General features: G+C 62.5%; 5 protein-coding genes. 3 read left to right on the top strand and 2 right to left on the bottom strand.

What is annotated here, in order from left to right:
• Positions 1-4,311, top strand: a 4,311-nt coding sequence (locus EGJ09_RS18460; RefSeq protein ID WP_125924551.1) for an Ig-like domain-containing protein, incomplete at its 5' end; no start/stop codon positions are given.
• An 82-nt stretch (positions 4,312-4,393) separates the two neighbouring features.
• Here EGJ09_RS18460 and EGJ09_RS18455 read toward each other — a convergent pair.
• Together EGJ09_RS18455 and EGJ09_RS18450 are read right to left on the bottom strand one after the other, a co-directional pair.
• Positions 4,394-4,795, bottom strand: a complete 402-nt coding sequence (locus EGJ09_RS18455) for a YbaN family protein (RefSeq protein WP_371928090.1) — start codon at positions 4,793-4,795, stop codon at positions 4,394-4,396.
• Positions 4,767-5,354 carry a YecA family protein gene (locus tag EGJ09_RS18450; RefSeq protein WP_039602166.1) on the bottom strand — a complete coding sequence of 196 codons (588 nt, stop codon included), beginning with the start codon at positions 5,352-5,354 and terminating at the stop codon, positions 4,767-4,769. The genes EGJ09_RS18455 and EGJ09_RS18450 overlap by 29 nt, the downstream gene beginning before the upstream one ends.
• A 245-nt stretch (positions 5,355-5,599) precedes the next feature.
• Here EGJ09_RS18450 and recQ point away from each other — a divergent pair, with 245 nt between their 5' ends.
• Entirely contained in the window at positions 5,600-7,744 is a 2,145-nt protein-coding gene (recQ, locus tag EGJ09_RS18440) for a DNA helicase RecQ (protein WP_125924522.1), read from the top strand.
• A 141-nt stretch (positions 7,745-7,885) separates the two neighbouring features.
• The gene (locus tag EGJ09_RS18435; protein WP_046785416.1) at positions 7,886-8,323 is read left to right on the top strand and encodes a MarR family transcriptional regulator; all 438 of its coding nucleotides are present in this window, start codon (positions 7,886-7,888) and stop codon (positions 8,321-8,323) included.
• Positions 8,324-8,334: the final 11 nt, after the last annotated feature.

Here is an 8,334-nt window from a genome sequence, read left to right as displayed (position 1 = left end):
GTGATGTACAACGACGTGGTGGGCGCTGACGTCCGCGGCGACGGCCAATATGTGGTCGGTGTGCGCGCGGGCAGCGATACCTCCACGTCGGCTATCGGCCAGCTCAACACCCAGGTCAACGGCCAGTACGGCTACCTGACCATCGATGCCCAGGGCAACGCCGAGTATCACTCCAACCCCAACGTCACCTCACCACGGGATGCCGTCGATACCTTCGTCTATACCATTCGCGACGCCGATGGCGACGAAAGCACCACGACCATCACCATCAACGTGCACAATTCGTTGATGGCTTGCGAAGATCGTGACATCACGGTTCACGAGAAAGCCCTGGACCTGCAAAAGGACGGTAACGACCTGGCCGCCGGCAATGTCACGGGGAGCGACTCAGCTTCGAGCCAGGAAACCACATCCGGCACATTGGTCGGCTCAGCCAGCGGCGGGGTAGGTGCGCTCACATACGCACTGGTCGGAAATGCCGTAGGCCAATACGGCCAGATTCAGCTCAATGCTGATGGCTCCTACACCTATACGCTGACCTCGCCAGCGAACTCCCCGACCCATGCCAACGACGGCGCCAATACCGTGACTGAAACCTTCACCTACCAGGTGCAGGACTCGCTGGGCAATTCGACCACCAGCACCATCGTCATAACCATCGTCGACGACGTGCCGACAGCCAGCAGCGATTTCGTCAGCGTGGCCAAGGGCGATGTGGTGTATGGCAACGTGATGTACAACGACGTGGTGGGCGCTGACGTCCGCGGCGACGGCCAATATGTGGTCGGTGTGCGCGCGGGCAGCGATACCTCCACGTCGGCTATCGGCCAGCTCAACACCCAGGTCAACGGCCAGTACGGCTACCTGACCATCGATGCCCAGGGCAACGCCGAGTATCACTCCAACCCCAACGTCACCTCACCACGGGATGCCGTCGATACCTTCGTCTATACCATTCGCGACGCCGATGGCGACGAAAGCACCACGACCATAACCATCAATGTGCATAGTGCACTGATGACCTGCGCGGACCACGACGTCACGGTCTACGAGAAAGCGCTGGACCTGCACAAGGACGGTGGCGACCTGGCCGCCGGCACCGTGATTGGCAGCGACCCAGCATCGCACCAGGAAACGGCCTCTGGCACCCTGGCCGGCTCGACCAGTGGCGGGGTCGGCGCACTGACCTACACCTTGGTCGGCAATGCTGTCGGCCAGTACGGTCAGATCCTGCTGAACGCTGATGGCTCTTACACCTACACCCTGACCTCACCGGCGAATTCGCCGACCCATGCCAACGACGGCGCCAATACCGTGACTGAAACCTTCACCTACCAGGTGCAGGATTCTCAGGGTAATTCGACCACCAGCACGATCGTCATCAGCATCGTCGACGATGTACCGACGGCCAACGCCGATTTCGTCAGTGTCGCCAAAGGTGATGTGGTCAGCGGCAATGTCATGTACAACGATGTGGTCGGTGCCGACACCTTGAGCGATGGCAAGTACGTGGTAGGCGTGCGCGCTGGCAACGATACCTCTAGCTCTGCGCTCGGCCAGCTCGACAGTCAGGTGCATGGCCAGTACGGCTATCTGATCATCGATGCCCAGGGCAATGCCGAGTACCACTCCAACCCCGATGCCGTCGCGCCGCGTGATGCGCTGGATACTTTCGTCTACACCGTTCGTGATGCCGACGGCGACGAGAGCACCACGACAATCACCATCAACGTGCACAACCCTTCACTGCAGCCATGTGGTGACGGGGGCGTCACGGTGTTCGAAAACGCGCTGGACCTGCACCGCGATGGTCACGACCTGGCTGTTGGAACCGCCACCGGCAGCGACCCAGAGTCGACCCGCGAGACCGCTTCCGGCAGCCTGGTCGGCCAGGTTGCAGGAGGCGTGGGGGCGTTGACCTACACCTTGGTCGGCGATGCCGTTGGCCAATACGGCCAATTGCTCCTCAATGCTGACGGTTCATACACCTACACCCTGACCTCGCCGGCGAACTCGCCGACCCATGCCAACGACGGCGCCAATACCGTCACCGAATCCTTCACCTACCGGGTGCAGGACACGGTGGGCAACTGGACCACCAGCAGCGTCAGCATCACCATCGTCGATGACGTCCCGCAAGCCCATTGCGACTTCGTCAGCGTGGGCAAGGGCGACATCGTGCGCGGCAACGTGATGTACAACGATGTGGTGGGTGCCGATACCTCGAATGACGGCGCCTATGTGATTGGCGTGCGCGCCGGGCATGACACCTCCACCGCTGCCAACGGTCAGCTCGACAGCCATGTGTATGGGCAGTACGGCTACCTGACCCTCGATGCCCAGGGCAACGCCGAGTATCACTCCAACCCCAATGCCGTAGCGCCGCGGGATGCGCTCGACACCTTTGTTTACACCATTCGCGATGCCGACGGCGACGAAAGTACCGCTACCGTGACCATCAACGTGCATGACCAGTCGCTTCAGCCCTGTGGCGACGGTGGGGTCACGGTTTACGAAAAAGCGCTTGACCTGACCAAGGATGGCCAGGACCTGGCGGCCGGAAATGTCAACGGCAGTGAGCCTTGCTCGACTGCCGAAACGGCTGTCGGCAGCCTGGTCGGACAAGTCGGTGGCGGCGTCGGAGCATTGACCTACAGCCTGATAGGCAATGGCATAGGCGAGTACGGTCAGATCCACCTGAACGCAGACGGCTCCTACACCTACACCCTGACTTCACCAGCGAATTCGCCGACCCATGCCAACGATGGTGCCAATACCGTCGGGGAGTCATTCACTTACAGGGTGGAGGATACGCAAGGTAACTGGACCACCAGCAGCGTCACCATCACCATCGTGGATGACGTGCCGCAGGCCCATTGCGATTTTGTAAGTGTCAGCAAAGGCGAGGAGGTGCGTGGCAATGTCCTGTCCAACGATGTGATCGGCGCTGACGTGCCGGGCGATTGCGGCTACGTGGTGGGCGTGCGCGCTGGCGATGACACCTGCACCTCGGCTATCGGTCAGCTCGGCAGCCAGGTGGTTGGCCAGTATGGCTACCTCATACTGGACGCCAGGGGGAATGCGATTTACCACTCCGACCCGAGCGTCGTGGCACCGCGGGATGCTACCGACACCTTCGTCTACACCATTCGTGATGCTGACGGTGACGAAAGCACCGCGACCATCACGATCAACGTGCACGACAATTCGATAGCCGAATGTGGCGCCGGGTACGCCAGGGGGCAGGAGCAACGGGTTGTCGATCGCAGCGCGTTCACGCTCGATGCCAGCAGCATGACCGCGGCGCTGGTGGTGCTCGGCTATCTGGGCGCGTCCGGCATGGTCAACGCCCAAGGCAATGCCGAAGAAGTGATCAATGTCACCCTGCGCAAAGGTGAAGCCTTGCAGCTGAATCACACGCCCGATGGCGGCGACCTGGCAATGCAGTGGAAGGATGCCGGTGGCAGCTATCAGTCCATCGCCTCGGGAGACAGCTTCACGGCCAGCCATGACGGGGTGTACAGCATTCACCTCAGCGACCCGTTGGGTGCAGCCAAAGGCGGCGAAGGCTACAAACTGAACATGGTCCTCGACTACGCCAATGTGCAGGACGCGGCCCCGCTCATGGGCGCAGGCAGTGAGCACTTCACTGCTGGAGTCATCGACATTGCTTCGCTTGAAGCGCATGCCGCCGCTGCCCAGGGGGCGAGCGCTACGGCTGACTATGCTCAAGCCGAGGGCGCGGTCACCGTCGACCTCAGCCTTGAAGGGGCGCAGGACACTGGAGGTGCGGGGGTTGAGTCCTTCAATGGCATTTACAACCTGGTCGGCTCGGGCTATGACGATACCTTGATCGGCAACAGTGCCGACAACGTGCTCAACGGCGGTGCAGGCAATGATGTGCTCAAAGGGGGCGGCGGCAATGACATTTTGATCGGTGGCAATGGCAGCGACACTTTCGTCTGGCAGAAGAACGACAGCGGCCATGACACGCTCAACGATTTCACCCCAGGCAGCGACAAGCTCGACCTGTCGCAGCTGCTGACGGGGGAACACGCCACGGCGGCGTCCCTGGATGAATACCTGCACTTCAAGGTCAGTGGCGCCGGGGCGACAGTGGTATCGACCATTGAAATCAGCAGCGTGGCGGGGGCGGCGCCGACGCAGACGATCGACCTGGCCGGCGTTGACCTTGCGCAGCACTACGGCGTGACGGCGGGGGCGGGCGGGGTGATATCGGCGGGGCCGGATACGGCGACCATCATCAACGGGATGATCGATGATCATTCGTTGAAGGTGGACACGGTGTGAGCTGCGCGGCCTGCAAGTTTGCTTGAAGCTTGTGGCGCTATCTCCGGATTGCCGGCGATAGCGCCAGAGCGGGCTGCGCTGTTCAGCCTGGCCGGTGCAATGTCTTCTGCTTGAGAATGTACAGGCTCACAAGCACCGCACTGGTCAGCATGAAGGCCCGTGCCCAGAACAGGGGCACCAGGTAGCAGGACAGGCCGATGCTCGCCCACATCAGGCCGATGGCGTATACCTTGCCCTTCAAGGGGATACCTTCACCGCTCAGGTAGTCGCGGATCCACGGCCCTAGCGTGGGGTGGTTGACCAGCCAGTGATGAAAGCGTGGCGAGCTGCGGGCGAAGCAGGCCGCCGCCAGCAGCAGGAAAGGGGTGGTGGGCAACACCGGCAGGAAGATCCCCAGCACCCCCAGCGCGACGCTGAACCAGCCGATGGCCAGCAGCAGGTAGCGCACAGCCGACTCAGTGGTGGCGCGGTTTGAGCAGCGCAGGCTTCTCGTCAGGTGCGTGCAGCAGCAGGAACAACGCGCTCAGCGCCTCTGGGATCTGCACGATCATGTCGTCCTGCAGGTTGGCGTTGCTGGCGATGTCGGCGAATTCTGGTTGTTCGTCGAACAGGCCCGAACCGACCATGATCGGCAGCAGCATCTCGCTGACTTCTTCTTCGGCGTTCTCGAACCAGGCCTCTTCACGCAGGAAAACGCCTTCCATGAAGCCGATGCACCAGCCGCGCAGGTCGGAGTCGTCCGGCTCGTCGGTCAGGTCCAGCTCGCACGGCAGATCGAATTCTTCGTCGCTGGCCAGCTGACGGGCGATATGGCCCTTCAGTGCCACCAAGGTAGCTTCGATCTCGGTGCGCTGGGCATCGCTGGCGTAATGGGGCTCTTCGGCGAACAGCGCGTCGATCCATTCACGTTCGGGGACGTCTTCCGAGCAGATCGACAGCGCGGTCAGGTAGCCGTGGGCGGCGACGTAGTCCAGCGCTTCTTCGTGCAGCTCATCGGCGTCGAGGAAGGCTTGCAGGCGGGTCAGTTGCTCGGCGAAGGACATTACAGGGCTACCTTGGGGAATAAACGATAGTGAATTCTAGCACCTTGCGGCGATGGCGGGGCAAAGGGAACGTCTGTCACCGGGCATCCTGCACAGCCTGGCACTGGGGTATACTTCGCGGTTTTTCACCCAAGGGGCGGGTTTCCCCGGCCTCTGGCAAAAGCCGCTTACGCATTTGGCGTGTGCGGAGCGGGTTTTTCGTCCAGCCTGTGTCCAGGATGGTACGGCGATTTGTGGAGTTGCACATGCTCGAACAGGCTCAGCGCGTTCTCAAGGATATCTTCGGCTACGACAGTTTCCGTGGGCGCCAGGCAGCAATCATCGAATGCGTGGCCAATGGCGGCGATGCCCTGGTGCTGATGCCCACCGGTGGCGGCAAGTCGCTGTGTTTCCAGGTACCTGGGCTGTTGCGCCCGGGCCTGACCGTGGTGGTGTCGCCGCTGATCGCGCTGATGGACGACCAGGTCGCCACCCTCGATGAACTCGGGGTCGCGGCGGCTGCCCTGAACTCCACCCTCAGTGCGGAACAGCAGCGTGACCTCGCCGGGCGCCTGCGTCGCGGTGAAGTGAAGATGCTTTACCTGGCGCCTGAGCGCCTGGTACAGCCGCGGATGCTGGATTTCCTTCGCGGCCTGGACGTTTCCCTGTTCGCCATCGACGAGGCCCACTGCGTTTCGCAATGGGGTCACGATTTCCGCCCGGAATACTTGCAACTGGGCCAGCTGGCCGAGCTGTTCCCGCACGTGCCGCGCATCGCCCTGACCGCTACCGCCGACATGCGCACCCGCGAGGAAATCGTCCAGCGCCTGCACCTGCAGGGCGCCGAACGCTTCCTGTCGAGCTTCGACCGGCCAAATATCTTCTACCGCATCGTGCCCAAGGAGTCGCCGCGCAAGCAGTTGATGGCCTTCCTCGGCGAGCGCCGCGGCAACGCCGGTATTGTCTACTGCCTGTCACGCAAGAAGGTCGATGAGACCGCTGCCTACCTGTGCGACCAAGGCTTCCCGGCGTTGCCGTACCACGCCGGCCTGGCTGCTGAAACCCGTTCGGCCAACCAGCACCGCTTCCTCAACGAGGAAGGGCTGATCATGGTCGCCACCATCGCCTTCGGCATGGGCATCGACAAGCCCAACGTGCGCTTCGTCGCCCACCTCGACCTGCCCAAGTCGCTCGAGGCCTATTACCAGGAGACGGGGCGTGCCGGCCGGGATGGCCTGCCGTCCGATGCCTGGATGGCCTACGGCCTGCAGGACATGGTGATGCTCAAGCAGATGCTGCAGAACTCCGACGGTGACGAGCGCCACAAGCGCGTCGAGCAACACAAGCTCGACGCCATGCTGGCGCTGTGCGAGGAAACCCGTTGTCGCCGCCAGGCGTTGCTGGCCTATTTCGATGAAGTACTCGAACAGCCCTGCGGGCATTGCGACAACTGCGTCGACCAGGTCCAGACCTGGGATGCCACCGAGCCTGCGCGCCAGGCGCTGTCGGCGGTGTTCCGTACCGGCCAGCGTTATGGTGTCGGCCACCTGATCGATGTGCTGCTGGGCAAGGATACCGAGAAGGTGCGCAATTTCGGCCACGAAAAACTCTCGGTGTTCGGTGTTGGCAAGGCGATGGCCGAGGTTGAATGGCGATCGCTGTTCCGCCAGTTGGTGGCCCGCGGGCTGGTCGACATCGACCTGGAAGGCTACGGCGGCCTGCGCCTGTCCGACAGCTGCAGGCCGCTGCTGCGCGGCGAAGTGACCTTGCAGTTGCGTCGCGACCTCAAGCCGCAGACAGTGGCGAAAACCTCTTCCGGCGGCGGCAGCCCGGCCAGCCAGCTGGTGCGCGCCGAAGAGCGCAAGCTGTGGGAAGCGCTGCGCACGTTGCGCCGCAAACTGGCCGAAGAGCACAGCGTGCCGCCTTATGTCATCTTCCCGGACTCCACGCTGCTGGAGATGCTGCGCAGCCAGCCGGCCAGCCTCAGCGACATGGCCCAGGTCAGCGGCGTGGGTGCGCGCAAGCTGGAGCGCTACGGCCAGGCTTTCCTCGAAGTGCTCAATGACGCCGGTGGCACCACCGAGGCGCCCAAGGTGGTACTCGACCTGCGCCACGAACTGGTCAGCCTTGCCCGTGCCGGCATGACCCCGGCACAGATCGCCGGCCAGCTCAATTGCAGCGAAAAGAACGTCTACAGCTTGCTGGCCGAGGCCATTGGGCGCCAGGAACTGAGCCTGGACCAGGCGCTGGACCTGCCTGAAGACTTGCTGATGGAGGTGCAGGATGCCTTCCTCGATGGCGAAGGCGAGCTGCCACCAGTCTCGGCCATTGCTCCGCTGTTCGGCGCACGCATACCCGAGGGTGTGCTGTACTGCGTGCGTGCTGCGCTGGCGGCGGAATTCGAGCTCTGACGATGGAAGACATTTCGGACATCCGCTGATCAATGTCATCCTTTTTGACGATTTTCAGGGCTTTGCGGGTGGGGCAGCCTTGCCTGATGGCCCGGGGCATGGTTAGCTGACTAATAATTAGTTCTAGTCAATGAGTTGTTTATGCCCCTGACCGACAACCAACACCGTTTCGGCATGCAGCTGGCCCAGATGTCCCGTGGCTGGCGTGCCGAACTGGATCGCCGCCTGGCCGGGCTCAACCTGTCCCAGGCGCGCTGGCTGGTGTTGCTGCACCTGGCTCGTTTCGAAGAAGCGCCGACCCAGCGCGAGCTGGCGCAAAGTGTAGGCGTGGAAGGCCCGACCCTGGCGCGTCTGCTAGACAGCCTGGAAAACCAGGGCCTGGTTCGACGCCAGGCGGTGCTTGAGGACCGGCGGGCGAAGAAGATCCAGTTGTGTCCACCGGCCAAGCCCCTGATCGAGCAGATCGAAACCATCGCCAATGCCCTGCGCCTGGAATTGTTCACCGGGGTGGATGAGGCTGACCTGGATGTGTGCATGCGGGTGCATGCGAAGATTCTGGCCAACCTGGAAAAATCCTGAGGCCCGGTTCG

The organism is Pseudomonas sp. p106, assembly GCF_003936645.1.
GTDB classification, from domain to species: Bacteria; Pseudomonadota; Gammaproteobacteria; order Pseudomonadales; family Pseudomonadaceae; genus Aquipseudomonas; species Aquipseudomonas putida_E.
Note: the sequence above shows the minus strand (reverse complement) of the source record. Positions and strands in the feature narration are given on the sequence as shown.

Bases quoted from the DNA above. Each gene is read 5' to 3' on its own strand.
- EGJ09_RS18450 (WP_039602166.1), bottom strand. From the start codon at position 5,354: ATGTCCTTCGCCGAGCAACTGACCCGCCTGCAAGCCTTCCTCGACGCC.
- recQ (WP_125924522.1), top strand. From the start codon at position 5,600: ATGCTCGAACAGGCTCAGCGCGTTCTCAAGGATATCTTCGGCTACGAC.
- EGJ09_RS18435 (WP_046785416.1), top strand. From the start codon at position 7,886: ATGCCCCTGACCGACAACCAACACCGTTTCGGCATGCAGCTGGCCCAG.